This window comes from Chitinophaga sp. 01L420 (assembly GCF_056399985.1).
On sequence record NZ_JBFTSK010000036.1, the window covers coordinates 1 to 25,535 of the forward strand.

A 25,535-nucleotide genomic window follows, 5' to 3' on the forward strand; every position below is an offset into this window, starting at 1 on the left:
CTAACTTGCCCAGGTTGCGGKGGTTAAGGAAAAGCAGGCTGAATAGCTGTCGGTAGGGGGAGTCTGGCCCGCTGTGTTGTTTGCTCCATTCCCCGAAATTTTTCGCCAGCCGGGAAAACAATTGCTCATCGAAGTCCTTCCAGTCCCATGCAACGCGGAAGGTGGTAATGGATACTGGTGCTTTGGGCAATGCAGCAGCAGGATCCGATCCGACAGCATCTGCAGACCTTAGCCAGTAGCGGGTAACGATCCCAAAGTTACCACCACCGCCGCCTGTATGTGCCCACCAGAGTTCACGATTGGGATCAGTGGATTCGCGGGTAGCAATAACGCTGCCTGCCTTACCGGATGCATCAACGGTTACCACCTCTACTGCGTAGAGATAGTCTGCCGCCAATCCATATTCCCGGCAAAGAAAGCCGAAAGCACCACCCAGTATATGCCCGCCGACACCGATGGCGGGCAGCTCCCCTGCGGGAAGGACTACGCCCCAGCCCAGAAACAATCTGCGATACATTTCCCCAACGGTAGCGCCGGCCTCCACTAAAAAGGAGGATTGCTTCTCATCATAACGGATATCCGTCATTAAAGACATATCTACGAGTACCTGCACTGAAGGATCTGTTACAAACCCTTCCAGGCAATGGCCACCACTGCGCACTACCAGCCGCCGTTTGCTATCCACGGCCTCTTGTACAGCCGCTACCACCTCTTTCGTAGAGTTAGGCAGGTAAATATATTCAGGCTTTGCAGTAAAGCGTTTGTTGAATCTTTTATCCGCGAGATCCGAATACCGTATATCGCCAGGGGTGATCTTTTCCATATATCAGATTTTTAGAAATTATGCAGGTTTATCATTCAATAATTACATGACGGCGTTAACTGGTTTTTCATTTACTAAAGTAATAAAGCATTGCCGGGAAAGCAATCTAATTTGCTGACGGCCAGTTTATTTTAGTCTAAAGGCCCGGATTAAAGAATTTCTTCTTAAATTAGAATACTAATATAAATAACATGAAGCAGAAATTTGGAAGATCGTTCGTGTTGATTCCTATTGGACTATTTTTTATTGCATTGACATTTATTCTTTCAAGAAAAATAGAAATGCCTGATGTAATTAGAGGGTTTTCCATGGGAGTAGGGCTGGGCTTAATGATATTAGCGTTTGTTGTAAGAAAAATTAAGCCAGCCTCTCATCAATGATGTTGGATAAGCTCAGGTAAACCAATGTTTATCCGTCAAACATTGATACTACAAGCTACTACGAACATGCAGTGCTCCCACAGGGATCATCAGAAAAGTACAACCCCACCTGACGCCTGGGGTTTAAATAAAACAGAAAACCACCTATCTGGTGGTTTTTTTATTTTAGGCGAATAAATAATTTTTTATCAGTCAGGTATCTTCAGGTGATTTAATGGTAAAAAATAATAGCGCTAATGAGGATACAGTTTGGACGCAACAGGGGTGGTAACTTTATTTGTATAAACCAGGTAGCCAATCCAGATAAAAAATATGGCTATTAAAGTGACACTTAGTACAGGCGATTTGTTATCTGCAGCAGAATAAATATCGTAAATGGCATGAAATGCAGAAAGGGCAATGAGAGAATGTGTTTTATCAGCTACAGCATATAATCCCCAGCTACTAAACAACAGTATAAGGAAAAAGCTGAGGTTTGAACTGCTTAATTCGAAGTTAAGGTGCCAGATAAACCATAAGACGGCAACAATGAAAATATTGGCAAACTTAGGCAGGGAGGATAATGCCGGTTGTAAAAAGCCCCGCYAGCCAATTTCTTCCAGCAAACCATAAATAAGTATAGAAAAAGTTACGGTGTTAAATGTTCCTTTGTATATCCATGTAATGATACCAACGGCCAGGAAAGGGAGTCCCCAGAACAGGAGTAAAGGGACAATTTTATTGGAGTAATTGCCCCAGAGTGTTTGAGTAGGTTTAATCCGGAAAGCAAGAAAAGCAATGAATGCAGCAATAGCCGGCCCCATGCCCTGGATGATTACCTTAAGAAAATCTGTTGGTATATACGGAAGCAGGGTGGTTTTGTTGGTAGCATACCTGACGGCAATGGCAATAACGTAAAAGGTCACAATAGCGCCCACTCTTATTTTATCCTTTTGCGGTGTCATATTATTTCTTTTTCACAAAACTATTCTAAAATAAGTTGGCAAAAATTGACTTTGGGTAAGAAATCAGGTTATTTGTTTTAAAGTGACCCTCTTTCTGATCCGGCTGAGGCTTTCGGAAGTCACTCCCAGATATGAAGCAATGAACTTTAGAGAGGTCCGTTGAACAATTTGAGGCCTTACCTTAATAAGCTTAATATAACGCTCCTCAGCGGTGAGTGTCAGTAAATTTATTTGTTCCTCCTGCTTTTTGGCATAAAGCGTTTCGGCCATAATTCTGGCCATTGTACTCCCCAGCATGGTGGAATCATATAAGGACTTCAGGTCGGTATGAGATATTGACCAGATAACAATATCTTCCAACGCTACCGTTTTTAACGGTTTTTGTTCCTGTTTCAAAAAGGAAAGATAATCTCCGAAGAAATCATTTTCATAAAATAGATTGATACAGATATCGTGTTTGCCATTCCAGATAAAAAGTGCTGCGGTGCCGCTTATCAGGATGTTTAAGTATTTTTCTGTAGTACCATAGTCCTTAATAATTTCATTCTTCCGAAAGCGTCTTTCCTGTAGCTTAGATGTGAAGCCCTCCCAGGTTTTTGCATCCGCTTTGTAGAATTGATCAAAAATGTCTTTTATATTTTGTGTGGTGATTTCTGGCATACGGTGCTTTTTTATAGGATATAGCTCAATGGAATGATACATCATTCACGTAGATTCCCATGTAATTTAAGTATTTCGGCGGATGCATACGAAACAGCCTTCCATTCTTAGAATGGAAGGCTGTTCCTTTTAGTATCGTAGCGGGGGTACTATATTTTTACAATCTCCACGCGGCGGTTTTTGGCTTTACCTTCTTCGCTGTTATTGTCAGCAATGGGCTTGTCTGCTCCCAAACCTTTTGCCTGTATCCTGCCGGCGTCAATGCCTTTGCCGGTCAGCGCACTTTTAACGGAATTGGCCCTGTCTTCAGACAGTTTTTTATTGTGGACAGGAGCTCCGCTGTTATCAGTATGACCTTCAATGCTTACTTTCAAACCGGCATTATCTGCCAGCAGTTTTTGTATTTCATCGATAATTGGCTGTGATTCAGATTTGATGCTGGCTTTGTCTGTATCGAAGTTGATATACAACGCAATGTGGCCTTTGCTGTCCAGCTCTTTTTTCATTTCATCTGCTTTAATGAGAGAAGCGGTGGCTTTAAAAGGTTTTGTTTCTAAGATCATCCAGCCTGCGGAAACGCCATCATCTCCGGGGGTGGTCTGTATCCAAATATTTCTATCCGCACGGCGGATCAGATAAGTGGTGGTAACAGCGCTTGAGATAAATCCGTACCCATTCATATATTTCAATTGGTTATCCTTTGGAATAGCATAGGAGGAATCGTTAGGTATTTTACCTTCCGAAACTTTCACGCCCCCAGCACCTGTAATCACTTCATCCAGGTTTTTGATTAGTTCCAGGTCGCTGTATGACTTGCCTTCTTTAGCGGTAATCCTGTTATAGAAGATTTTCCCTTCAGGTCTTTCAAAATGATCCTTCACCCAGAAGTAGGCGATATCATAATCCATTATCTTATTTTTTGAAAAGTTCTGGTAACCTTCCGGCAGGTTAAAGTAGGGGAAGGTACCCAGTGGCTTATCTGATACCGCGATCGCATTGATATCAAATGCTTTTGCGGCAGGCGGTGTGGCGGCTGGTGCAGCTTCAGGGGTAGTGGTCCCGGTTTGTGCGGCAGCAGTACTATCTTCCGTAGGTGTTTGTTTTTTGGGAGAATTGCAGGCAAAGAGTAAGCTGACAGTAGCAGCACATATGGTGAGTGTCCGGAGGTTCATATAGGTCTGTTTTTAATATTTCAAACTTAGGAATTAACCGAGATTCCTCCAAACAAAAGTTACCGGTCCTAACAGATGAAGATGCTGGTAACCCAGCTACACTATTTCGCAGGGGAATGGTTACTGCTAAAGGAATCCCTGAACATTTTCCATCCGTCAGCCGTTTTCTTCCACAACACCAGGAACTTACCATCGTCAAATAGCTGGTTGTTGGCATCAAATGACTGCCATAAGCCTGCTTCTGTTACATATTCAGTGCCATCCCCGAAAACCGCGGTGGTGATAAATTTGCCGCCTCTCAGGCCGATTTTGTCATAGGCGGTACGGAAAAACTGCAGTGCGCCTTCCCGGCCTGATACGGCAGGCATGCCCGGGGCCATAATCTGGCAGTCCACAGCGTATCGTTCCACAAAGATGGAGGAGTCGTTGTTGGCAAAGGACGTAAAATAGATGGCATTGCTGGCTGCAATTGCTTTTTTCGCTTCCTGCAGTGCCGTGTTGTTTTGGGCTGTTGCAGATAAGCTGGTCATCATAACGAGTGCTGGCAAGACAAGTTGGGTAAAGAAAGTGTGTATTGTTTTCATGTTATTTCGATTTACTGACACAAAATTATGCCGGCAGCTGCCGGCATAATTGTACAGATCGGAACAATGAACCACTTTTTACAAGAATACTAATTCGCCATAAATTCGGCTGTAGTGATTACACGGGCATAAAGTCCGTTGAGCGCTGTCATTCCAGCCAGGTAAGCGTCGTTGATTTCTCTGGCCTTTATCGTTTTACCGTATAGCTCCCGATCCCTGGTGGCGCAGGCATCACCGATCACGGTAGTGCTGAAGCCAAGGTCCATTGCTGCTCTTACGGTGGCATCCACGCATACGTCTGTCATCATACCGCAAATAACCAGGTCGGTAATGCCGTTTGCCTGCAGATGTTCCAGTAATGTTGTTTCCCTGAAACTATTCGGGTAATTTTTGATGATTACTTTTTCCTCCGGCCCTGGGCTTACATCAGCATGTATGGCCGCACCCCGGGTGTTGGGGAGGAAGAAGTCTGCGCCTTCGTTAACGGCAAAGTGTTGTATATGTACAACGGAGAGCTGTTGGTTCCTGGCGGTCTGCAATACCTGTTGCGCCTGTTGGCCCGCTTCAGCAGCGTTTACCAGGGTATGTGCGCCGCCGTCAAAATAATCGTTCTGTACATCAATAATCAGCAATGCTTTCTTCATTTCGTGTCTTTTTTAGATCACGAAAGTAGCCGATCGCTATTCCCTGAAATTTGAACTAGTTCAAAAAAAGAAATTTATTTACCGGACAGCTTCTTCCTTATTTTGCTTAAAAATTCATGTGAGATACCAAGATAGGCAGCCAGTTGCTGTTGATTAAGGCGTTGTTCCAGCTTGGGATATTTTTCGATGAATTCCAGGTAACGCTTGTCCGCAGTTTTGCCTAATGAAGAAATGACCCTGCGCTGAAAGGTAACCAACGACTTCTGGTTCATGATACGGAACATCTTTTCCACTTTAGGGAGTGTTTCGTATAAAGTATCTTTATGCGGCTTGTCGATGAGGAGTACTTCACTGTCTTCCAATGCTTCAATGTTCAGGGTAGACGGTCGCTGGTTAGTAAAACTGTCAATATCTGTGGCCCACCAGCCTTCTACTGCGAAATATAAAATCTGGGCATCACCTTTTTCATCGGGATAATAAATGCGGAAACAGCCTTTGGTGACAAAGGCTTCATATTTGCAGATGTCGCCTTCCCGCAAAAGAAAGCTCTTTTTCGTTATTTTCCTGAGATGAAAATTAGCAGCAAACTGCTCAAATTCCGTATCAGTAATTGGGATGTATTGTTCTATATTCTTCCTGAGTAATTCGAAATCGGTCATAAAATATGTTTCCGGTAGCACGCATGCCGCTTTCTTACATTGTTAAAAAATGGCAGGATGAATATTAAAGTTAGGATTTTTTTTATGATACGATATGAGAGGGAGCCTATTTATGAATCAAGGCATTGGGTGGATATCCATAGTAATTTTTAAACGCATGCGAAAAATGGGAGAGGTAAATCAGCGGCTCCGGAAATAACGAAAGAAGGCGCCTCTTTCGGGACGCCTTCTTTCAAATATTCCAATGTTCGCTGCTATTGGTAATTATAATTATCCCAGTAAGGGCTTTGTGCTTTTATGCTAGCAGGCACCCAGAAAATAGGAGAGGTATTATTATTCTGTGCTGCTACTTTGGCGAAGTTGTCTGAGTTGTTGGTCACTTCAATCGCCGGGTAACGTGCTCTCTCCGGCATTGGTTTCCAAACGGAACTATGCCAGGTGAAGGGCTCCAGTTTCGGGTGATGGGTTCTTCTCAGTTCTGCCCATAACTCGTAAGGTTGATAGAGATTCAGGTGCAGGTATTTCTGCTGCATCAGGATTTCCATTTTATCATCCAGAGAAGGGGCGGCAGTAAACTTGTTTTTAATAACATCAGCCCATGCGCTCACTACTGCGGCAGTTGGTCTGGTAGGATATACCAGTGCTGTTTGTGCTGGCGTCAGCTGTGTTTTAGCATAACTGCTCAATTGATTGATGGTATACCAGAAAGCGATGGAGTGCGTTACTTCATCTTTAATGTGCTCTTCAGCAGATTTGCCGGTATTAGCCAATCCTTTCAGCGCAATTTCCGCCAGCAGCAGATCCAGCTCGCCCAGTGAACTCATGTAAACCGGCATCTTCGCATTCTGGTGGAAGGTAGCATGGTTATACATGGATTTAGCATTTGTAGAGAAAGTAGAAGCTACATTATCTGCAAAAGGATAATATTTCTCTCCGCTGCTATATAAGGCATCCTGTGCTTCTATATTGGCAGATACACCGCGGTAGTCCATGTATTTAGTAGGCATGGCCAGTACTGGTAAACGGGGATCGTCAATTCCTTCTTCATAAGCAGGTGTACCATAGTTCAGCCTTTTCATGATAATGTTTGGGATAAAGGAAGCGAAGCAATTTTCATACACTCCGCGGATCCAGGTGCCACCACCGGTTGGCACGATATCGAACCAATAGAACCAGTAATAGTCCGTTTGTGGTAATGGTTTAGCCAATGCCGCCTGGATCAGTGGTTTAGCATATGCTTCTTCTACGCCGGCAATTCTTACCAGTAATTTTAGACGTGTGAAGTTGATAAAAGCCACCCACTTGTTGATATCACCTTTGAAGGCAATATCCTGGTTGGTAAAAATGGTTTTACCCGCATCAGAGGTCTGTGCATAGGCGGCTGGTAATGCGTCTACTAATGTTCCTAATTCCGCAATAATAGACTGATAGACCGCTTTCGGATCATCGTATTTAGGGAACAGGTATTGCGCTCCTCCTTTGATTCCCTGAAAGGCATCAGAATAAGGAATGGAATTAAAAACATCCACCAGCTTGGCACTCTGATAACATTTAATAGCAGCGGCCAGTTTTACATATAGGTCGCCATCTATTTTCATTTGGCCGGTACGCAGTGCTACGGAATCCACGAGCACTTCATAGTTTTTCAGCCGGGTAAAACTATGCTGGAAGAAACTTTGCCCGGTAATGGGAGAATCATCAAAACCGTTGCCCGTGGTGAGATCGTTATACCCGGAGAACCAGTCGTAACGATAAGATACATACCGTTGTGCTACCTGTTCATAACCGGTGATGCTGGTACCGCCATTAAGGAGATAATACCATTCTCCATAATCCTGTGCGAAAATTTTATTGTTGGTCAGCAGTGCCGTAAATAGCCCTGGGACTACATCAATACCCTGACCGGTAGTAAGCTTGTCCTTGTCATAGAACCGGTCTTCCAGGTCTTTTTTACAGGCGCCAAGGAAAGAGGCAGACAGTAGAATAATATATAAATATGCTTTTTTCATTTTTTTCATTTTATACGTTAGAAAGCCACGTTTAATCCCAGGGAATAAGTCCTTTGTGTTGGGTAGATGGTATTTTCTACGAATACATCCGCGCCCAATGCTCCTTCCGGATCAATATTGGGAATAGATTTATAGAGGTAGAAAAGGTTACGGGCAGCCGCAGTAATGGTAAGTCTTTGCATTTTAATCCTTTTCGCCATTGATGCGGGTAATGTATAGGAAAGCGCTACTTCTCTTACTTTGATGTAGTTATTCTCAAACATACGGTCTGGCGGGAAAGCGTTTGCCAGGTCATCTGCATAACTACCATAGTAAGTAGATGCGTTGGTGATGATGTCATTCGTAACATATTTGCCATTATCATCCAGTTTGACACCAGGAAGAATCAATCCATCATGATATACTTTTCCATCTTTCGATAGTGCCGGTGCTGGCTGTGAATGCTGCCACGGAACATTTTTATCGCTGGAGTTGATATAATAGGCCAGGCCTCCGTTTTGTTCATCGCGGTATTGCATGGTATTTTCCAGCTGTCCCACACCTGTTAAGCGGTTATTGGTGTAAGAGAAGATCGTACCACCGTATTTATAATCCAGTCCGATACGGAAGTTGAAATTCTTATACTGGAAATCAGAGATGAATCCACCGTATAATTTAGGCATCACATTACCGGCTGATATTTTCTTCTGGTTGTCCAGGACATAGCTTCCATCGCCATTTACTATTTTGTTACCAGCTTCATCACGCTTATAGTCATAGGTCATGATTTCTCCGTACGGCCGTCCCTCATCTGCATTTATAGAAACACCGGTACCGTTGATCAACTGCTGAAACGGATTATAAATAACACCCGGATAAAGATCTATTACTTTAGATGCCTGTTTGGCTGCATTCAGGGTCAGGTTCCACCGATAATTTTTACCGATTAATGGTGTTCCTGTCAGCGCCAGTTCAAAGCCCCAGGCTTTTACATCACCAGCATTCACGATTAAGCCGGTAGAGCTGGAGGCAGAAGAAATTGGAAGACTGATAATCTGGTTATAGCGGTGATTGGTATAAAAAGAGAAGTCCAGTGTAATCCTATCCTGCGGCAGGAAGGTATTGTTGATACCTATTTCAAATTCACGTTTACGTTCCGGTTTCAATGCTCCGGGTAAGAGATCGCCCGGAGGAGCTACTGAGTTGGCGTTGGTACTGGGAAGGCGGTTATATCCATAAAGGTTGTTGGCAAAATAACGTGTTGTACCATTGCCCACATCGGCCCAGGATAATCTCAACTGTCCGCTGTTAACAGCAGGTAGTGCAAAACGCTCGGTATAATTCCAGGTAACCGCTGCACCAGGATAGAAATATTTATTATTTTCCGGAGGAAGTGTAGAATTCCAGTCTTGTCTTCCCTGTACTTCCAATGTTAATTCATTTTTCCACGATAACGCAGCAGAGGCCAGTAAACTATACAGCACATCAGAACCACGACTGTAGTTCCTCAGCTTATCCATATTGTCGGCGCTCGGTGCTCCAAGTTGATTGGAGAACGAATACCAATCAGGGAAGGTTAATCCACCAACTGTATTGGTACCAAGATAGTCTACTGTACGGAGTCTGTATACGCCTCCACCGAAGGCAAACAATCGTAAATCGTTATTATGGAAGGTCTTATTATAGTTCAGTAACGCCTGATAAGTTTGGGTAGTAGCATTTTGTTTAGCCACTCCGAAAAGGCCGCCCTGTACCGTTGGAAGCACTCTTGTTACACTTTGCTCCGTGGTATAATTGGTGTTATCATAATCCAAACCTGCCTGTCCTACCAGGAAAATGTTTTTGGTAAAGTTCAGCGTTACTTTGGCAGAAGTGATCATGTGCACTTTATCATCCTTGTAACGATTCTGTTTCTGATTCCACAGGTATTCGCCCAATTTGTTAAACGCATCAGATACTCTTGCATTGGAGAGATCACGTTTATAACCGGTGGCATCTGTATAGTAAGGATAAATTTTGCTGTAATCATAGTCTACCGGATATCCCCATGCTACAGGGCCATCGTTCTGGGAACGGCGGTTCTGCGTGGTGATATTGTAGATATTGGAAACTACTTCAAAGGAAGCCAGTTCGGATGCTTTGTAGTTACCATTAAAACTAAAAGAGTTTCTCTTTTGCCAGCCATTGTCAGAAGCGATATCCTGGTAGTTATAGTTGGTGTAAGAAGCTCTGATACTTCCTTTTTCATTGCTACCTGCAATGGCCACATTCGCAGAGGTGGAATGACCTGTCCTGAATAAGGAGAGGAAGTTTCCATTGTGCGGAGAGTTCTTCACCATAGAACTATCGTAAAACATCACATCCGCTCCATCAAAAGCAGGTCCGAAGCTGAAGCGCTTATTCGGCAGCAGCCTGGTTTTTACACCATTGATCGTGGCATAGGTAGTATCATAAAGGTTATCACCCAGGCCGTATTTGTTCTGCAATTTCAGGTAAGATATTGGCTGTTCTACGGTGTACTGCAGGTTGCCGGTCATACCAAACCCCTTTACATTACGGCCGTTTTTGGTGGTAATAAGCATTACACCATTGGCAGCATCACTACCATACAGCACCGTTGCTTTAGCACCTTTTAGGATATCGATAGATTCAATATCATCAGGGTTGATATCATTAATACCTGCGCCATAATCGAATCCTTGTCCAATATCACCGCCTATCTGGGTTTTGCGATCACTGAGGATCACACCATCTACCACAAACAGAGGTCTTACATTCTGGTTAGGATTCATACTTGCTGCACCACGGATGTTGATCCTTATACCACCCTGTGGGCCGGCAGCACCTGTGTTTACGCCCACACCGGCAGCTTTACCATACAGCGCCAGGAAGGGATTCATGGTAGTACCAGCTTTGGTTAATTCATCTCCCTTAATCGTACTGATGGCATATCCCAATGTTCCTTTCGGACGTTTGATACCCAATGCCGTTACCACCATTTCATTTAACCCACTGGAAGCAACTGCCAGTGTAATATTCAGGGAAGTGCTGGTACCTACGGTAACAGACTGCGTGTCAAATCCAACAGAGCTAAATACCAATACCACATTCCCTTCAGGTACATCAATGCTGTATTGCCCTTGTACATTGGTAGTGGTACCGGTTTTGGTACCCTTGACAAGAATGGTGACACCAGGTACCGGAGCCCCGGTAGCATCCCTCACTACACCGCTTATTTTTCGTATAACTACTTCTGGTATAGGTATGAAGGGAGTAGCATTCTCAAGTTTATAATCTTTTTCTTTTACAGCAATAATTTTACCGATTACCTCATAGCTGAAAGGCTGATTTTTGAAAAGCAGCGCCAATACATCTTCCAACGAACCATTCTTAATGGAGATCTCTACCGGCTTACTTTTCTTCAGCATAGCATCTTCATACCAGAACTTATAACCCGATTGCTTTTTGATTTCTTCAAACACCTTCTGAATCGGTGCATTTTTTTGCGACAAGGTTATCTGTTGCGACAGAGTTTTGGCGCTGATCTGCAAACAAACTACCGTCAAGAGGATAGTTATCAACTTTATTTGCATAATCAGTTGTTTTTTTAACTTCAGATGGACGCCTGATTGACGGAATGCCAGGACGCGATCTTTGATGGTTGATAATAGCCCAGGTATATAGACGGGCTTTGCATGACAATTAGATTGCATACATTTGTAGTGTTTGGGTTTAGATAATCTGATTTCTGGTAATATTGATGTCAGTGGCTGACCCAGGCTTATTTGCCAGGGGCGGGTGAGATCGCTCCTGGTTTTTTATGCCGGTTCCTCACTTTCTTTAGGGACCTTTGTTCATTATTAGGTATTTGGTTGATATAATTGAAATAACAAGCTACGGCATCACGATCAGCTTCCGATTCTCCATTTTAAAATGGATCTTGCTGATTTCGAGCAGTCTTAATAGTTCTGAGAGGTTCGCGTCTCTGGGAATATCTCCTGTAAAGCTTCTTACTGGTATCGCGTCACTATATACTACTTCTACATCGTACCATCTTTCCACCTGGCGCATGATTGTTTTGATGTCGGCGCTCTTAAAAGAAGTAACGCCGTTTTTCCAGGCAATGGCGAGATCAATGTCTGCCTTTTCTATAACGTGCATTTTACCGTTTAGTTCAAGTAACGACTGTTCTCCCGGCTTTAATAAGCTGGAAGCATCGTCCCGGGAAACTTTCACGGCACCATCCAGCAAGGTGGTCTTGATCTCCGCTTCATCGGGATAGGCCATTACATTAAAACTGGTGCCTAGTACGGCTATATTAGCTTTGTTTACCGTTACAAAAAAAGGCTGACTGGCATTTTTTGCCACTTCAAAATAAGCTTCTCCACTTAGTTCTACCCGGCGTTCCTTTCCAACAAAGGCGGTCGGGAATTTCAGTGAAGAGGCTGCGTTCAGCCACACCCGGGATCCATCCGGTAACTCCAGCCGGTATTGCCCGCCTTTGGGTGTTCTCAGCACATTGTAGGCTACCCCGCTATTCGTGGAAGAATTTCCCGGATCATATTTCAATAAACCCGGACTCGCCTGTAAATGCACATTCCCCTGTTGGGCCAAGGTGCCTTTCATACTGCTGTCCAGCGCAATCTCATGGCCATTGGCCAGGGTGAGCATCGCTTTGTTGCTACCTGGTGCTACGTCCTTCTTCGTGTCTTCGGTCAATGCGCGCGAAGATTTATCCCCTTTGCGGTCCCGGGTAGCCAGCATCCAGGCTCCCGCGGCAACAATCAAGAATAATACCGCTGCTGCCCAACGCTGCCAGTATACCGGTTGTATAGATGTCCGCACCGGTTCCTGCGTCAGTTGGGGTAAGGAAAAGGGAATTTCCTCGTTATCACCCGACTGTATCCAGGCTTCTTCTATCAGTAATTCCAGATGCGTCTGATTATCTGCCCCATTCAAAAAGTCACTTAACTCGGACTGTTCTCCTGTTGTGAGCTTTTTATTGGCATATTGACTTAGTAGGTAGCGCAACCTGGTATTATCCATTAGTATAGATTGATTCTATATAATAAGACAGCAGGAAGTATGAAAAAGAGGTAATGGAGGAGAAAAAAAATTTTAAAACCGGAGAGAATGGCTCGTCAGTAGTAGTAATATATTGATTTCCGGATGAGCCACCGCGTAGTTCCGGATAGAACGAAGGGCCAGCACCATGTGTTTTTTAACCGTTTCCAGGGAAATTGCCATGCGTTCGGCTATTTCTGCCTGCCGGAGACCTTCATCCCTGCTTAAAAGATATACTTTCTGACGTTGGGAGGGCAGCTCTGATATCGCTTCGTCTATAATACGACGGTAGTTTTTAATGGTAGTGTCTTCTTCCTGATCCTGGGCTTCCACTACACTGAGTTCCCAGGCCTGTTTCCGGGCCAGTTCCCGACCCAGCTTTTTGAGAAATGATAAACTATAGTTCCGCGCTACTGCGTACAGATAGGAGTGAAAATGCTCCACCTGGCTTAGCTTTTCTCTCTTTTCCCATATCCGGATGAAGATTTCCTGTACAATCTCTTCGGCCATGGGCCGGGAGCCGGTTAGTTGCATCACAAAAGCTCCTAACCTGTTCTGATAGGTATTAAACAGCTGTGCGAAGGCAGCCTCGTCGCCTTGTGACACTCTGAATAGTAAATCTGGTTCACTATTTAATTGCACGGTATACAAAATAAATTTAAAATGGTCCCCTTAAAAGCAAATTCTGGTCGATGTGGAAGCATAAAGATATGTATTCCCCCCATGATAAAAAATCACACCTTTGATCTACTTCCGGAAACATTCATTTACCATTGCTATTTGTTAACTGTGAGGAACCAAACGCTTTGTTTTATTTTTGCCCAATGGCCACCCATGCCCTTAGTTCAAATTCAAAAGATCCTGCGCCAAATTGTTGAATAAGTCGTTGCTCCAGTTCTTTTGCGACATCATTAAAAGAGGAAGGCATTTTTTCTTTTACCTGTCTGCCAAGCGGATGATGCAGGAAATAACTGGTGACGATATGTTCAGGAGAATCAGCGTGTCCTTTGAATGGTATAAGTTCAACTTTGTTATTGGAAAACCCTGCCTGTTCCAGGTAGTGATGCAACAGTTTGGAATCATGCAATGCAAACGGTGTATAGAATCGGCTGGTATCTTCCTCTTTAAAAAGTGGTACGATGATTTCATCGATGAGCAGCTTAAACAATGGCATGTTGGACGCATGATCCCACGTGGTGAAAGCAAAATGTCCACCAGGATTTAGTACACGGAACGCTTCATTAACGCCCACCTGCTTATCCGGCAAAAACATTAATCCAAATTGATTGACGACCAAATCAAAAGATGGATCGATGAATGGTAATTGTTGTGCATCTGCTATCTGGAAACTGATGGTAGTACTACTTAGTTGTTGCTGTGCCAGCTCCAGCATGTCGGGATTAATATCTGTAGCAGTCAGTAGAGTCCCGGCGGGGAAATTTTCGTCCAGATGTTTTGTGAGTCTGCCTGTTCCACAGGCTAATTCCAATATTGAACGTACCGGGAAATCAGTAATATGCGGGAGTAGTGCTTTTGCTGCCGGTTCAAATATCAGCGGGCCAAGATACTCCTCATAATTGGCAGCATCCGTGCCGGCAATTTTATATACTTCTTTATTCATTTGGGCTAATTTAAAAAGATAGGTTGTTGGAAAAATGTGGTATTTAACGTTGTACGGAAATTACGTTTAATTTGCATAGCATTGTCATTAAAATAGGTATAGATATTTGTTCTTATAATTATTCAACGATGGAAGAAAAAATAATTTTTTATTCCGAGGCAGACAACCCGGAAATGATAAAAGCTTTTCATAAAGCGCAGGAAACATTCAGATATTTCTGGCGGGAGCTTTCCTGGGAGTACCGCAGAATTATTCCCGGACTGGACCTGGCTTGCGTAAAAGTAGCTTTCATGGAGCAGGTGGTGCATCAGGAAAAACCTATTGTAGAGCATATGTGGATCAACCAGGTAGCATTCGATGGAGATACGATTAGTGGCGTCCTGATAAATGATCCGAATGAACTGACGAACGTTAAGAACGGCGACTTTGTAGAAATACCGTTAAGCCAGATCAGCGACTGGCTGTTTAGTTCCCAGGGAAATACCTATGGCGGATTTACCATACAGCAGTTAAGGGCTGCCATGGGACCACAGGAGCGCAAAGAACATGATGAAGCATGGGGACTGAATTTTGGTGACTATAATGATATTCTGCTGGTGTATGAACAAAAGAAACATCCGGAAAATCTCATAGAACACCCTATGAGTATTAATATGAAAGATAGCTTGGTCGAATTTCTGAAAGCACATCCACTGGAAATCACCAACCAGGATGAAGGAGGTTATACGCTTTTACACCGGGAGGCAATAGCTGGCAATCGCAGTTCTGTTGAAACTTTATTGCAGTTTAATGCAGATAAGAATATTAAAACCAGTAGCGGCAAAACGGCGTTGGATTTCGTAAAGCAGCTGGGATGGGAGCACATCGTTCCATTACTGGCTGACTAAATACACCTGGCATAAAGTATAATATCACCCCGTAGCCTAATCCGCTGCGGGGTTTTTCTTTTCCTGTATGGCAGGTCTTTTGTTTTACAGCAAAGCAGCCCCTTAGGTAGCCTGATTTTTCAACTTTTCATAATACTCCTTAATCACCAGTGCCTTGTCTTTTTTTATTTTTTTGCCGAGTTCCCTGCGGGGACAGTTATCATTATATTTTGCTCCCCAATCCATCATTTCAATGATGATAGGTAAGAGGTCAACTCCTTTAGGGGTAAGACTGTAAATAAACTTGGATTTGTTGGCGGGAGATACCCGTTTTGCCAGGATATTTGCCGCTTCCAGCGCCTTTAAGCGGCTGACAAGAATATTGGTGGCAATCTTTTCCTCTGATTCCAGGAACTCACTGTAAGACAGTTTGCCTCTAAGCATAATATCCCTGATAATAAGCAGTGACCATTTATCCCCAAAAACATCCAGGGAACAACTAATGGGACAATCTGATCTGACCTTTTCCATATCATTTATTTAAAAAGTGCTTGCAATTTGAAATAACTATCTATCTTTACTTGCAAAATGCAACAACAAAGATAGTTATTACTCATTCTTAAAAAAACTGAAAAAATGAGCACCTCCACTTCAACCAAACAATTACTCGAAACTTATTACGCAGGATTTGCCCAAAAGGAAGGATGGGAATCGGTCATTTCAGATGACTTTAAATTTGTTGGCGGGGACATGACCAAAACAGCTCCTACAGTAGGGAAAGCTGCGTATATAGAAGTGATTAAAAGATTTTCCCGGGCATTTGAAACCATGCACGTTAAAGAGCTGATTGTAGCTGGCGAAAATGCCTGTGTTGTCGGCAATTACGACTTTATCTTTCCTAATGGCACCAGGGTCAATGGTAATGTGGCGGAAGTCTGGACTGCAAAGGATGGCAAACTGGACTCACTAACGATATTCTTTGACACGCTTACATTCGATAAAAATATCCCGAAGTAGTCCAGCTTCTCGTCCTGTTTCCCTATTCTGTTTCCTTCGGGATTAAATGACGGTGTTTGCCACCCCAATCGCTCAACTGTTTGAAGATGGGACCGAACGCTGCGGCCATTTCCGTGAGTTCATATTCTACCCTTGGAGGCACCTCTGCATACACGGTTCTCTTTACAAGCCCATCCTGTTCCAGGGCCCGCAGTTGTAAGGTTAGCATGCGCTCCGTAATAAGCGGAAATTCCTTCTTCAGCTCATTAAACCGGAATTTACGGGTCTCCAGCTTGCTGATGATCAGTATTTTCCATCTCCCCCCAATCTTGTTTACCGCATAGGTAAGGTCACATTCAACGATAAATTCTTCGTTGCGGGAATAAGTCGAGTTTTTCTTTCTGGCAGCCATTAGTTACATATTTGTAAGTACCCTACAATTGGTTGTACTGCTTATAAAATTAGATGCTACCCATTACTTTTACAAAGAAATTTTAAAATCATTTTTTAGTACGAAAAAGGAAGCCGGCCAAAAAGTGATTATTTCATTCATCATCAATTAAGACAAAAAGTATGGATCTGTATTTAAAAGGAAAAACAGCAGTAGTAAGTGGCGCCAGCCAGGGAATTGGTCGTGCGATTGTAAAAGAGCTGGCACTTGAGGGCGTGAAAGTGTTGGCCACCGGCAGGAATCAGGATTTATTAAACAGTCTGAAAGAAGAGGTGGTTGCAGCTGGCGGCGTGGAACCTGTTACGTTTGCCCAGGATTTCATGGCAGCTGATGCACCACAAAAAATAGCAGCGGCCGCATTTGCTGGTCTGGGACATATCGATATACTCATTAATAATGCCGGCCGCAGCAATCCCCAGGATATCATCGGCTCTGAAGACGGCTGGAATGACTCGCTGACACTGGACTTTACCCGTCACCGGCAGTTGACACAACAGCTGTTACCTCATTTTATCGAACGTAAGCAAGGTGCTATCCTGAATACCATCAGCACTTATGAGTTGCGTATGATCAATGCCTCGGCGGTGGCTAAAGCAGCAGTGGTGGTATGGTCCAAACAACTCGCCGGACAACTGGGGCAATATGGTATCCGGGTCAACAGTCTGCAGCCGGGCCTCATCGATACGGAGAATATCCGTCCTTATTTTCCGGGTGAAGAACGCCGGAAATTTGCGGAGCGCGAAATTCCACTCGGCGATTTCGGAACGCCACAAGACATGGCTAACATGGCCACTTTCCTGGTATCACCCCGTGCACGTTACATCACCGGCTCCGTTGTTGCAGTAGATGGTGGCATGAGTCACTACTCGTTCTGATATGGATATTACAAAAAGACAGCTTTCAAATCACCAGGTTTGAAGGCTGACTTTTTCTATATGCAGTAAGACTTATATTTCTACGTTTCTTAAAAAACTTGTTGAGATGGCTTTCGTCAGCAAAACCAAATTCGCTGGCAATTTCATTAATCCTCCTGTCGCTGAATTTTAACCGATGCTCAATCAGTCTTAATTTATAATTCGAAATGAATTCCTGGATAGTTTCCCCACATTGGTTCTTGAAGTAGCTGCCCAGGTAAGTATCAGACAAACCAAATACCTCCGCAATAGCCGATGCTTTTAATTTTTGCGGCTCAAAAATATGGAACTGGATATGATCGATGATGTCTAATATTCGCTTATCTACATTCTCCCGCAGGTTGGCAGGCCTTATTTTCGAAATATTTCTTGCAGCAATAACAATCAATGCATTCACAAAATGCCTTGTTAAGTCCTCATCATAAATATCCTTATGGTCAATGCCGGATCGGAGCGACTCCACGATAGCCTTTACCAGCACGGCATCGCACTGGCATCTTAAAATACAGCCAGACAAATGGGTGGCATAATGCAGCAGACACTCAATATGGTCAATGCTTTGCCATTTGTATTCTTTTACATAGCTGCTACTGAAACGGATCAGGAGGAACTCCGTTGTGCTGGAAATATCAAATGAATAATAATCATTGGGAGTTAATAAAAGCAGGTTCTCTGGTTCGTAGGGGCGCCGGTTGCCATTGATTCTCAGTGCGCCTGTTCCGGAAATGATATATACCAGTTGAAAAAAAGTCAACTGCCAATCTGTTAACGGGCATTCATCTACCTTTTTATATATCACCTCCACCGATTGATGTAAATTCTCTTTTCCCATGTGGTAAAGTTACCTTTTTATCATTGAAATGTACCGGAATGCCGACGTTGTTCAGTTTAATTTTGCTAAAACAAGCGAAAAGAAATGGACATAAACACTCGTATCAGCAAGAATACAATCGCATTGGTGGCAATCAGCCTGGCCGCTTTAATGTTTGGTCTCGAAATTTCCAGTGTGCCGGTTATACTTCCAACATTGGAAAAAGCATTGCATGGCAGCTTCAGGGATATCCAATGGATCATGAACGCTTACACGATTGCCTGTACAACCGTATTGATGGCAACAGGCACGCTGGCCGACCGGTATGGACGCAAACGGATTTTCATGATCAGCATCCTCGTATTTGGCATCACTTCTTTGATTTGCGGCATCGCACAAAGCATGTCGGTGCTCATTGTCAGCCGCTTTCTACAGGGGATGGGCGGCGGCGCTATGTTAATTTGCCAGGTGGCCATCCTCTCGCATCAATTCCGTGAAGGAAAAGAGAGAGCGAAAGCCTTTGGCATATGGGGAATCATCTTTGGTATAGGACTGGGCTTTGGACCTATTATTGGCGGTATGATAGTAGCCGTATCAAACTGGCAGTGGGTATTCCTCATACATGTATTATTATCTGTGCTTACACTGATATTGGTGATGAGCAGTATTGAAGAGTCCAGTGATCCGCAGGCGAAAAAGATAGATATTGCTGGTATCATTACACTTTCCCTCACGGTGTTAGGACTAACCTATTTTATCACGCAAGGTCCCGAACTCGGTTTTACCAGTACCATCGCCATCAGCATACTGGTGGTGTCGTTTGTAAGTTTTATTGTTTTCCTTTTTGCGGAGAAAATCAATGCGCATCCGATGTTTGATTTTTCCATCTTCAGGATACGGAATTTTTCAGGCGCACTGCTGGGCTCCATGGGTATGAATTTCAGTTTTTGGCCATTCATGATTTACCTGCCCATCTATTTTCAAAGTTGTTTGGGATACGACAGCATCACTGCTGGTTTGTCTTTGCTGGCTTATACACTTCCTACCCTGGTGTTTCCACCACTGGGAGAGCGGCTTTCCATCCGTTATCAACCCGGCGTTGTTATTCCGTTAGGCTTATTCACCATTGGCGCCGGCTTTTTTGGGATGAGGTATGGCAGTAGTGTGGATCATGCCAGCTGGTTAACCATGCTCCCGGGAGCGTTGCTGGCCGGTGCTGGTTTGGGTATCACCAATACGCCTGTAACCAATACTACTACAGGGGCTGTTGCTACTACACGTGCGGGTATGGCTTCGGGTATTGATATGAGTGCCAGAATGATTTCATTGGCAGTCAACATTGCATTGATGGGATTTATATTAGTAGAAGGTACTTTATCTGCTTTGAAAACAGCTTTTCCTGCTACCGGAAATACCCTGCCACTGCGTGCTTTAGCGGAAAAAATTGCCGCCGGAAATATCGCAGTGCTTCATCATGATTTTCCACAACTATCCCAACTGGACTCCTCAGATGTGGTGATTCATAAAGCACTTGTGCATGGCTTTGACCTGGTGATGCTATATGGAGGGATCAGTATTTGGATATTAGCGGGTATCAGTTTTATCATCTTTGGTTCCTGGAAGAAGCAACTGGCCACATCTTCTCTGAAAGTAAGATCAGATCACTGATGGCTTCAGTACTGTAATGCCTGTTGTAGTATAGGGTCAGTTTCACCGATGGCTTCTTCTTCAGACAGTGTTACGGGGATAGTTGGCTGGATACCTATCCGTTGTGTTTCTCTCTGATCCGGATAAGTAACGCGTAAACCGGAAAAAAAGAAGGCCTGGGCGCCTATCCCTGGTATACTGCTTCGGTCGCCATCAGCGCCGGCTGTTGCGCGGCCTATTAGTGTCGCCCTGTTTCCTGCCTGCAATATCATGGTGAATAGCTCTCCCTTACTCAGTGTCCCTTCATCAATTAACAGGATCACTTTTCCATTAAAGGCAGGATATTTGGACGCCGGAGTTTTGTCCTGTTTTGTTTTTTCCATTACAGCGGGATAACGGCTTTGCCACATAAAGTTAACAAAGGGTGTTTCTCCGGGAGCAAACAGGGATAATATTTCGTGGGCACTGGGAGAGGGGTACTTCCTTAAATCAATGATGGCTTTGCGGATAGCAGGAAGTTGTTCACGGATCTTTGCTGATTCTCCTTTGGCATATTTTGAGATGTCGATATACAAAGTCGAGTCCCGCAATATTTTAGTGGATGCTTCCTTCTCTTCTGGTGGAGTCGCTCCGAAGATATATTTTATCAGGAAAGGACCATAAGCCTTATAGGCATTGATATCAAAAGGTATCGTAGCGTAATTGATTTTTCCATCCCGGGTCCTGTAGACCAGTTGCAGGGAATCATTTACCTGGGGGATACCGGAAAGCAGGTGTTTTTTGGAGATATTATAATATTTCATGGTTAGGTTGGATGCACCCATATAGTCCGAAATTTTTGAAATCCATGTCGATATCACTGTACCGTTAACAGAGAGTATTTTATCGCCTGCCACGATGCCGGTGCTGCGGGAAAAGGTGGAATCAATGTTAATGACTACGACCCGCGTACTGTCAATAATTCTGAACAGCATGGGCAACAGGGCTATTTTTTTGGTGCCATATGCAACCGTCCATAGCGTACTGTTATCCACGTTGGAGGGGGTAATGGCGTGGCCATCCTTGATTTCAGCATTTAATCGCAACAAGGCACTGAGGTAGGCGTTGCGTGTGGTAGCCGCCGTAAAAACAGGGAGATATTTTTCAAGAATGGTGTTCCAGTTCTCTCCGATAGCATATTTATATGGATAATAATATTGAATGATGTTCCAGTATCTGGTCAGCATTAACAACCGGTATCTCATATCAAGTGGTCCACGGATGTTGTAGGAGTCTTCGTACTGGAATGTAGGATTAGGTGAAGAGAGCGTATCTATCTGAATGTAGTAGTTCTTAAAAGGCTTAAATCCTTTTTTAATAAGGCGCAACTGGGTGCTGGTTTTCGTGTCTGGCAGCGCCTGCAGCCACTTATCATCGTAGTTGATGAGTTGTTCTTTTGAGAAGGCACTATCAGCGGTGGCTTTGGCAGCAACGGCTACCTCTGACGCCTGAATAAGTTGCCGGAGTACTTGTTGGAAATCTGCAGCCTTGTCTGATTCAAAAATAGTGGTCACGTGTTTAACAAATACCGCATCCCAGTCGATATGTTTTTCACTGATGGACGGCGCATAATATTTCAGGAACCCCCAAACTTTAGTGTACAATGCGAGCTTATCAAGTAGTGACTTTTCCAGGGTAAGTCTATTAGCATATTTCGATTGCCAGGCTGTATCGAACTCACCTTTGGTAACAGTAATCGTAAGATGTTTCACCTGGATTTTTCCTTTGCCTTTGATGAATACAAAAGTCTGGACTTTATTCATCGGTGTTTCAAAAGGGATGACCAGGTGAATTTTATTAATGGTGTCATTGTTTTTTAACCTGTATTCGGATAAATTCCTGTAAATGGAAGCCGCATTGCCATCCAGGCTTCCCAGTACAGCTATACCTGCATCATCCACATTTGTCAGCAGGTCTGTCTGGAATTCAGCGTCCAGAATAATTGCGCCCTGTGTAATGATGGAATCGAAATGAAAAATATTATCGAAAGAAGCCAGACTATCTGTTTTTTTTTGTTTTTCGATGCCGGCGAAGTCAATTACAGCCGGATCTTTGGCATTCGTTTTTAACTGGTAATGTACTCCTTCCTGTGCATTTGGTCGCCATCCCTGCTGGGTATATTTGAATGGTTGCTGGGATACTGCAATGATAGAAATGGTGATGCAAAAGAAAGTCAGTATTAATTTGTTCACCGGGGAAAAATTATCCATAGTCAATGACGGGTTGTTCCTGTTGCAAGACAATATAAGTTAAAAAAAAGGGAGGGAATGGAAGAAAATGCACTAGATATGTATTTTATAGGATGATAGATAAGATATTTTTAGTTAGATGGAACAACATAAAGCATAGGAGATGAATATCGGTAAATAATAGTATCTTAGTTTTGTAGTGTAAAGCTACTTTTACCTATTCTGTATTGATCTTGATAAATTGAAAATTTATGATAGCACTTTTTGAAACCATTTTGTACATGATTGCTATAGTACTTAAAGTGAAGGCTGTGCGCAAAAGGTATGCAAAAAGCTAGGACATTGTAATCAGGATCTTCTCTCCAAATAATTATACAGCAAACATAATATTATTACCTTTTCATAGAAAGACCCCATGCAGTCAGCATGGGGTCTTTCTATGAAAAGGCGTCGACTTAAAAGTGATCATGGATATTTTAGCGGTAATAAAAAGGATTCTCAAGAAGGATAATGAAAGTGACAATGAAAGCGTTGTTACTTATCACTGGTATTCCCGGGAGCAATTAGCCGCTATACAGCAGCATTTAAAAGAAGCAGAGAATAAAGTTCCAAAACTGGAAGGAATTTATGGGCAAGACTTTGCCTCGTTTTTTTACTCAGCCGGAATAGAAAAAACGATACGGACGGCATTAATGGAAACACTGGAAGTAGCAGTACAATACCGGGATTTCCTGGATAGGGATCATTGGAGCGATAAGCATCCGTTTAATTTTCCGGGAACATTTTATACCGGGGAAACTGATAGCTGTGGTACAGGGGATGGGCAAGCCCCTTTTAATGTGTTGTATGATGACCACTGCTGTGAATATATATTTAAACAGCCTCAAAATTATGCTGAACTGGTGTGTGTAATCGATGCTGCGTATATGGAAGTGTATGGGGGCTACTCCTGTAATGGAAATGATCATTGGACCTACACGGCGTGTAAAAACTGGTGGAGTAACAGATCCGATATAATCGTTGGATTATATGATAACAGACTACAAGAAATGAATGGCGGTAGAGAAAAAATGTACATAGATTATCTGAAATCACCCGCCGCAGCAATGGACCTGAGAAAGTATTGTTATTTTTTAGAACATCATTGTTATCCTGCCAATGACCAGGTAAAGCTGCCCACTTTATAGAACGGAGGTAAAGCATCACTAATTAGTCAAAATCGTGCTGAAATAAGTCAAGGAAGCCATCATACGAATGCCTTTACCAGCTACCTTCGCAGGTATATTCCTCTATGAGGAGGTTCCACCAAATGAAAAAAGTTGATCATGAAAGTTACCTTATACGCATGGCTGTTGCTGTTGGTATGCATATCGGCCTGTAATAATGCTCCCCGACCTGTGAGTCGTTATGCGTCAGTAACCGGTCTCCGCCCGGAGAAAATGGAGGAATACAAACAGTTACATGCTGCTGTATGGCCGGATGTATTAAAGATGATCAGGAAATGTCACATCAGCAATTACTCCATCTATCTGAAAAATATAGAAGATCACTGGTACTTGTTTAGTTATTTTGAATATACCGGCAGCGATTTCAACGCAGATATGCAGCAGATGAAAAATGACAGCACTACCCAGCGCTGGTGGAAAGTAACGGCTCCCTGTCAGTTACCACTGCCGGATGCCGCGGCAAAAGGAGAAACCTGGTCAGGCATGGAAGAAGTATTCCATGCACAGTAATCAGGATTGGCCCCAGGCAAACACGCAATGATCAAAATTCCTGTTTTCCAGGTCGGTCTTTGCAATCAAAACGCTGAAAACGCCTTCATCATTAAAACCATTTTCGCCCACCTGCAGCAGTAATAATTTATCAGAGAAGGTGATAGCGGCTATTTCTTCTTCGCTGGCCTGGCAATGGGTAAAAATGCCGAATATTTTGGATTTGTCGGTACCTGCAAAGTGGTCCCATATCTTCCCTTCGTCATTGGCCTCATCTTCCTCGCTTTCATCTTCCGGATCGCGGAAGCGTTCTTCCATTGTTTCAGTGTCCGCAAAGATCTGGTCTATCAATATGCCCGTGAAGAAGTTGTCATCATGTTCTTTAATCACTCTCAGCAGCTGATCGTTGGGAACATCCGCATAAATAACTTTCCCGGTATCAGAAATAATGTCGGAGAAGAAAAGGAGTTGGCCCGTTTTAGGAAGCAGTCCGGTCTTGTCAAAGGGAGAAAACCTGGAGAGGTCCAGTTGAGCGGCGAACCGCAAATTTTCTGGCATGGCTATTCCCGGAGGGAGGTCAATTACCGGTCCGCCATACCTGGATTGGCCCAGTGCAATGGTGATGTCGGTATGCTTCACATGGCTGTTATCCATCCAGTTTTGCCTTTTCATGGAAGCCGGGTAATATTGTTTGCTGTCTGCCGTGAAACTAATAATATCAAAGTGCTGACCACTGGTGCCGGAAGCAACCGGATGCCCGTTTAAGGGCTCATCATTCGACAAATCTTCATTAAAGAAAGGTTTTATCCAATTGTCAAAGGACGATTTATATTTTTGCTGCGCCGTTTCAATGATCCTGGCCGGATCTTCCACAGGCTCCTGCATAAAATGCTCTTTCAGCCATTCCCGGTAGCTATCGCCGTATTCGCTGGCTTCTTCCTCTCCATCCCTGTAAAAGTAGGTGCGGGTATGATCTACATATATCTCGGTATCATAGGTCAGCAAACGCATTAACTGCAATATATTCTCAGCAACCACATGTATTCCTCCTTCATCGCCAAATACAATGACCGGCATTTCATTCAATTCCTTGCCGGTGCCTTCATCCCATAAAGCATAAAAAGAACCTGATGCATTTGCCTGTGCAAATGGCATCAGCTGATCTAAAAATGCCGGATCTTCAGACCATGATTTCAGACCGGATTTATCATCTGCCAGCAAATAAAAACCTTGTGCATATTCCGGCATTTCTTTTTGAAAAGCATGCAGGTAAACAAACTCTTTTGGGGGGTACTGGGCACCAAAGTTTTGCTGAAATTCTTTTAATTCCATTTGATATCTTTTATTCTTACTCCTGAAGTTCCTATT

General features: G+C 43.5%; 24 protein-coding genes. 7 read left to right on the top strand and 17 right to left on the bottom strand.

Features of this window, described 5'->3' with window-relative positions; translation table 11 throughout:
• Positions 1–823, bottom strand: an 823-nt coding sequence (locus tag AC1DP6_RS26330; protein WP_477057518.1) for an FAD-binding oxidoreductase, incomplete at its 3' end; no start/stop codon positions are given.
• Between the two features lie 191 nt (positions 824–1,014).
• Here AC1DP6_RS26330 and AC1DP6_RS26335 point away from each other — a divergent pair.
• The gene (locus AC1DP6_RS26335) at positions 1,015–1,203 is read left to right on the top strand and encodes a hypothetical protein (protein WP_477057519.1); all 189 of its coding nucleotides are present in this window, start codon (positions 1,015–1,017) and stop codon (positions 1,201–1,203) included.
• A gap of 233 nt (positions 1,204–1,436) precedes the next feature.
• Here AC1DP6_RS26335 and AC1DP6_RS26340 read toward each other — a convergent pair whose 3' ends face one another.
• From AC1DP6_RS26340 to AC1DP6_RS26390, 11 genes are all read right to left on the bottom strand, one after another.
• On the bottom strand, positions 1,437–2,147 hold the full coding sequence (locus AC1DP6_RS26340; protein ID WP_477057520.1) for a CPBP family intramembrane glutamic endopeptidase: 711 nt from the start codon (positions 2,145–2,147) through the stop codon (positions 1,437–1,439).
• Between the two features lie 63 nt (positions 2,148–2,210).
• Positions 2,211–2,807 carry a Crp/Fnr family transcriptional regulator gene (locus AC1DP6_RS26345; RefSeq protein WP_477057521.1) on the bottom strand — a complete coding sequence of 199 codons (597 nt, stop codon included), beginning with the start codon at positions 2,805–2,807 and terminating at the stop codon, positions 2,211–2,213.
• Between the two features lie 149 nt (positions 2,808–2,956).
• Positions 2,957–3,979: an OmpA family protein gene (locus AC1DP6_RS26350; RefSeq protein ID WP_477057522.1), complete on the bottom strand. Its 1,023-nt coding sequence runs from the start codon at positions 3,977–3,979 to the stop codon at positions 2,957–2,959.
• Positions 3,980–4,080: 101 nt separating this feature from the next.
• Positions 4,081–4,563 (bottom strand): YybH family protein, encoded by a 483-nt coding sequence (locus tag AC1DP6_RS26355; protein WP_477057523.1) that lies wholly within the window; start codon positions 4,561–4,563, stop codon positions 4,081–4,083.
• Positions 4,564–4,652: 89 nt separating this feature from the next.
• Positions 4,653–5,207 (bottom strand): cysteine hydrolase family protein, encoded by a 555-nt coding sequence (locus tag AC1DP6_RS26360; protein WP_477057524.1) that lies wholly within the window; start codon positions 5,205–5,207, stop codon positions 4,653–4,655.
• Positions 5,208–5,281: 74 nt separating this feature from the next.
• Positions 5,282–5,866, bottom strand: coding sequence for a Crp/Fnr family transcriptional regulator (locus AC1DP6_RS26365; protein WP_477057525.1), 585 nt, complete (start codon positions 5,864–5,866; stop codon positions 5,282–5,284).
• 254 nt (positions 5,867–6,120) lie between these two features.
• Entirely contained in the window at positions 6,121–7,875 is a 1,755-nt protein-coding gene (locus AC1DP6_RS26370; protein WP_477057526.1) for a SusD/RagB family nutrient-binding outer membrane lipoprotein, read from the bottom strand.
• A gap of 17 nt (positions 7,876–7,892) precedes the next feature.
• On the bottom strand, positions 7,893–11,447 hold the full coding sequence (locus AC1DP6_RS26375) for a SusC/RagA family TonB-linked outer membrane protein (protein ID WP_477057527.1): 3,555 nt from the start codon (positions 11,445–11,447) through the stop codon (positions 7,893–7,895).
• Positions 11,448–11,748: 301 nt separating this feature from the next.
• On the bottom strand, positions 11,749–12,900 hold the full coding sequence (locus tag AC1DP6_RS26380; protein WP_477057528.1) for a FecR family protein: 1,152 nt from the start codon (positions 12,898–12,900) through the stop codon (positions 11,749–11,751).
• A gap of 72 nt (positions 12,901–12,972) precedes the next feature.
• The gene (locus tag AC1DP6_RS26385) at positions 12,973–13,560 is read right to left on the bottom strand and encodes an RNA polymerase sigma-70 factor (protein WP_477057529.1); all 588 of its coding nucleotides are present in this window, start codon (positions 13,558–13,560) and stop codon (positions 12,973–12,975) included.
• Between the two features lie 169 nt (positions 13,561–13,729).
• Entirely contained in the window at positions 13,730–14,539 is an 810-nt protein-coding gene (locus AC1DP6_RS26390) for a class I SAM-dependent methyltransferase (RefSeq protein ID WP_477057530.1), read from the bottom strand.
• Between the two features lie 128 nt (positions 14,540–14,667).
• Between AC1DP6_RS26390 and AC1DP6_RS26395 the strand changes: the two genes are divergently transcribed.
• Positions 14,668–15,426 carry a DUF2314 domain-containing protein gene (locus AC1DP6_RS26395; RefSeq protein WP_477057531.1) on the top strand — a complete coding sequence of 253 codons (759 nt, stop codon included), beginning with the start codon at positions 14,668–14,670 and terminating at the stop codon, positions 15,424–15,426.
• 102 nt (positions 15,427–15,528) lie between these two features.
• Here AC1DP6_RS26395 and AC1DP6_RS26400 read toward each other — a convergent pair whose 3' ends face one another.
• Positions 15,529–15,936, bottom strand: a complete 408-nt coding sequence (locus AC1DP6_RS26400) for a winged helix-turn-helix transcriptional regulator (protein ID WP_477057532.1) — start codon at positions 15,934–15,936, stop codon at positions 15,529–15,531.
• 105 nt (positions 15,937–16,041) lie between these two features.
• Between AC1DP6_RS26400 and AC1DP6_RS26405 the strand changes: the two genes are divergently transcribed.
• Entirely contained in the window at positions 16,042–16,422 is a 381-nt protein-coding gene (locus AC1DP6_RS26405; protein ID WP_477057533.1) for a nuclear transport factor 2 family protein, read from the top strand.
• 22 nt (positions 16,423–16,444) lie between these two features.
• On the opposite strand, the gene AC1DP6_RS26410 is transcribed toward AC1DP6_RS26405, so the two are convergent.
• Complete coding sequence (locus AC1DP6_RS26410) at positions 16,445–16,813, bottom strand: winged helix-turn-helix transcriptional regulator (protein ID WP_441577905.1); 369 nt, start codon at positions 16,811–16,813, stop codon at positions 16,445–16,447.
• 161 nt (positions 16,814–16,974) lie between these two features.
• Here AC1DP6_RS26410 and AC1DP6_RS26415 point away from each other — a divergent pair, with 161 nt between their 5' ends.
• Entirely contained in the window at positions 16,975–17,727 is a 753-nt protein-coding gene (locus tag AC1DP6_RS26415; protein ID WP_477057534.1) for an SDR family NAD(P)-dependent oxidoreductase, read from the top strand.
• A 25-nt stretch (positions 17,728–17,752) separates the two neighbouring features.
• Here AC1DP6_RS26415 and AC1DP6_RS26420 read toward each other — a convergent pair whose 3' ends face one another.
• A complete protein-coding gene (locus AC1DP6_RS26420; RefSeq protein ID WP_477057535.1) occupies positions 17,753–18,598 on the bottom strand; it encodes an AraC family transcriptional regulator in 846 nt (281 codons plus the stop codon).
• Positions 18,599–18,682: 84 nt separating this feature from the next.
• Here AC1DP6_RS26420 and AC1DP6_RS26425 point away from each other — a divergent pair, with 84 nt between their 5' ends.
• On the top strand, positions 18,683–20,245 hold the full coding sequence (locus tag AC1DP6_RS26425; RefSeq protein ID WP_477057536.1) for an MFS transporter: 1,563 nt from the start codon (positions 18,683–18,685) through the stop codon (positions 20,243–20,245).
• Between the two features lie 5 nt (positions 20,246–20,250).
• Here AC1DP6_RS26425 and AC1DP6_RS26430 read toward each other — a convergent pair whose 3' ends face one another.
• The gene (locus tag AC1DP6_RS26430) at positions 20,251–22,473 is read right to left on the bottom strand and encodes a S41 family peptidase (protein WP_477057537.1); all 2,223 of its coding nucleotides are present in this window, start codon (positions 22,471–22,473) and stop codon (positions 20,251–20,253) included.
• A gap of 446 nt (positions 22,474–22,919) precedes the next feature.
• Between AC1DP6_RS26430 and AC1DP6_RS26435 the strand changes: the two genes are divergently transcribed.
• On the top strand, positions 22,920–23,639 hold the full coding sequence (locus AC1DP6_RS26435) for a hypothetical protein (protein WP_477057538.1): 720 nt from the start codon (positions 22,920–22,922) through the stop codon (positions 23,637–23,639).
• A 138-nt stretch (positions 23,640–23,777) separates the two neighbouring features.
• A complete protein-coding gene (locus AC1DP6_RS26440) occupies positions 23,778–24,188 on the top strand; it encodes an L-rhamnose mutarotase (protein WP_477057539.1) in 411 nt (136 codons plus the stop codon).
• Here AC1DP6_RS26440 and AC1DP6_RS26445 read toward each other — a convergent pair whose 3' ends face one another.
• Positions 24,189–25,499: a DUF1963 domain-containing protein gene (locus tag AC1DP6_RS26445; protein ID WP_477057540.1), complete on the bottom strand. Its 1,311-nt coding sequence runs from the start codon at positions 25,497–25,499 to the stop codon at positions 24,189–24,191.
• Positions 25,500–25,535: the final 36 nt, after the last annotated feature.

What these genes read in the sequence shown, in the direction of transcription:
- AC1DP6_RS26335 (WP_477057519.1), top strand. Translation starts at nt 1,015, where the DNA reads ATGAAGCAGAAATTTGGAAGATCGTTCGTGTTGATTCCTATTGGACTA.
- AC1DP6_RS26345 (WP_477057521.1), bottom strand. Translation starts at nt 2,807, where the DNA reads ATGCCAGAAATCACCACACAAAATATAAAAGACATTTTTGATCAATTC.
- AC1DP6_RS26350 (WP_477057522.1), bottom strand. Translation starts at nt 3,979, where the DNA reads ATGAACCTCCGGACACTCACCATATGTGCTGCTACTGTCAGCTTACTC.
- AC1DP6_RS26355 (WP_477057523.1), bottom strand. Translation starts at nt 4,563, where the DNA reads ATGAAAACAATACACACTTTCTTTACCCAACTTGTCTTGCCAGCACTC.
- AC1DP6_RS26360 (WP_477057524.1), bottom strand. Translation starts at nt 5,207, where the DNA reads ATGAAGAAAGCATTGCTGATTATTGATGTACAGAACGATTATTTTGAC.
- AC1DP6_RS26365 (WP_477057525.1), bottom strand. Translation starts at nt 5,866, where the DNA reads ATGACCGATTTCGAATTACTCAGGAAGAATATAGAACAATACATCCCA.
- AC1DP6_RS26370 (WP_477057526.1), bottom strand. Translation starts at nt 7,875, where the DNA reads ATGAAAAAAGCATATTTATATATTATTCTACTGTCTGCCTCTTTCCTT.
- AC1DP6_RS26375 (WP_477057527.1), bottom strand. Translation starts at nt 11,447, where the DNA reads ATGCAAATAAAGTTGATAACTATCCTCTTGACGGTAGTTTGTTTGCAG.
- AC1DP6_RS26380 (WP_477057528.1), bottom strand. Translation starts at nt 12,900, where the DNA reads ATGGATAATACCAGGTTGCGCTACCTACTAAGTCAATATGCCAATAAA.
- AC1DP6_RS26390 (WP_477057530.1), bottom strand. Translation starts at nt 14,539, where the DNA reads ATGAATAAAGAAGTATATAAAATTGCCGGCACGGATGCTGCCAATTAT.
- AC1DP6_RS26395 (WP_477057531.1), top strand. Translation starts at nt 14,668, where the DNA reads ATGGAAGAAAAAATAATTTTTTATTCCGAGGCAGACAACCCGGAAATG.
- AC1DP6_RS26400 (WP_477057532.1), bottom strand. Translation starts at nt 15,936, where the DNA reads ATGGAAAAGGTCAGATCAGATTGTCCCATTAGTTGTTCCCTGGATGTT.
- AC1DP6_RS26405 (WP_477057533.1), top strand. Translation starts at nt 16,042, where the DNA reads ATGAGCACCTCCACTTCAACCAAACAATTACTCGAAACTTATTACGCA.
- AC1DP6_RS26410 (WP_441577905.1), bottom strand. Translation starts at nt 16,813, where the DNA reads ATGGCTGCCAGAAAGAAAAACTCGACTTATTCCCGCAACGAAGAATTT.
- AC1DP6_RS26415 (WP_477057534.1), top strand. Translation starts at nt 16,975, where the DNA reads ATGGATCTGTATTTAAAAGGAAAAACAGCAGTAGTAAGTGGCGCCAGC.
- AC1DP6_RS26420 (WP_477057535.1), bottom strand. Translation starts at nt 18,598, where the DNA reads ATGGGAAAAGAGAATTTACATCAATCGGTGGAGGTGATATATAAAAAG.
- AC1DP6_RS26425 (WP_477057536.1), top strand. Translation starts at nt 18,683, where the DNA reads ATGGACATAAACACTCGTATCAGCAAGAATACAATCGCATTGGTGGCA.
- AC1DP6_RS26430 (WP_477057537.1), bottom strand. Translation starts at nt 22,473, where the DNA reads ATGGATAATTTTTCCCCGGTGAACAAATTAATACTGACTTTCTTTTGC.
- AC1DP6_RS26435 (WP_477057538.1), top strand. Translation starts at nt 22,920, where the DNA reads ATGGATATTTTAGCGGTAATAAAAAGGATTCTCAAGAAGGATAATGAA.
- AC1DP6_RS26440 (WP_477057539.1), top strand. Translation starts at nt 23,778, where the DNA reads ATGAAAGTTACCTTATACGCATGGCTGTTGCTGTTGGTATGCATATCG.
- AC1DP6_RS26445 (WP_477057540.1), bottom strand. Translation starts at nt 25,499, where the DNA reads ATGGAATTAAAAGAATTTCAGCAAAACTTTGGTGCCCAGTACCCCCCA.